1 pseudogene is annotated in these 307 nt (G+C 68.4%); it reads left to right on the top strand.

Features of this window, described 5'->3' with window-relative positions:
• Nucleotides 1–307 (top strand): annotated as a pseudogene (gene narY / locus ODJ79_RS46880) (nitrate reductase subunit beta); the annotation flags it as partial.

Here is a 307-nt window from a genome sequence, read left to right as displayed (position 1 = left end):
CTATCCGCGCCGCTACGAGGATCAGGAGGAGTGGCGCGGCGGCTGGACGCTCAACCGGCGCGGCCGGCTCACGCTCTCCGGCGGCGGCCGCTTCCGGAAGCTGTTCACCATCTTCGCCAACCCGAAGCTGCCGTCCATTCAGGACTACTACGAGCCCTGGACGTACGACTACGAGACGCTCACCAACGCGCCGCTGCAGGAGCACACGCCCGTCGCCCGGCCCAAGTCACTGCTCTCCGGCCAGGACATGAAGATCACCTGGTCGGCGAACTGGGACGACGACCTCGGCGGCTCGCCCGACCACGGA

The sequence above is a fragment of the Actinoplanes sp. KI2 genome (assembly GCF_025630775.1).
GTDB lineage: Bacteria > Actinomycetota > Actinomycetes > Mycobacteriales > Micromonosporaceae > Actinoplanes.
The sequence above is the reverse complement of the archived record's forward strand: the minus strand, read 5'-3'. Positions and strand labels throughout refer to the sequence as shown.